At 46.4% G+C, this 519-nt stretch carries 3 tRNA genes; all 3 read right to left on the bottom strand.

Annotated elements, in window-relative coordinates:
* Positions 1-76, bottom strand: a tRNA-Glu gene (locus L654_RS0115600).
* A 93-nt stretch (positions 77-169) separates the two neighbouring features.
* Positions 170-245, bottom strand: a tRNA-Glu gene (locus L654_RS0115595).
* Positions 246-337: 92 nt separating this feature from the next.
* Positions 338-413 (bottom strand) — tRNA-Glu (locus tag L654_RS0115590).
* Positions 414-519: the final 106 nt, after the last annotated feature.

The following is a 519-nucleotide window of genomic DNA, read 5'->3' as shown; positions in this document are numbered from 1 at the left end:
TGGCGTCCCCAAGGGGATTCGAACCCCTGTTACCGCCGTGAAAGGGCGGTGTCCTAGGCCTCTAGACGATGGGGACACATAAATGTGTCACTAGGACAACTGAATTTTTAAACTCGTTTCAGGCGAGCTTTCTTAATAACACTTCACTTCCCTATTAAAAATAAGTAAGTGGCGTCCCCAAGGGGATTCGAACCCCTGTTACCGCCGTGAAAGGGCGGTGTCCTAGGCCTCTAGACGATGGGGACACATAAATGTGTCACTAGGACAACTGAATTTTTAGACTCGTTTCAGACGAGCTTTCTAATAACACTTCACTTCCCTATTAAAAATAAGTAAATGGCGTCCCCAAGGGGATTCGAACCCCTGTTACCGCCGTGAAAGGGCGGTGTCCTAGGCCTCTAGACGATGGGGACACATAAATGTGTCACTAGGACAACTGAATTTTTAGACTCGTTTCAGACGAGCTTTCTTAATAACACTTCACTTTCCTATTAAAAATAAGTAAGTGGCGTCCCCAAG

Origin of the sequence: Pseudoalteromonas sp. TAB23 (assembly GCF_000498075.1) — a bacterium.
GTDB lineage: Bacteria > Pseudomonadota > Gammaproteobacteria > Enterobacterales > Alteromonadaceae > Pseudoalteromonas > Pseudoalteromonas arctica.
Note: the sequence above shows the minus strand (reverse complement) of the source record. Positions and strands in the feature narration are given on the sequence as shown.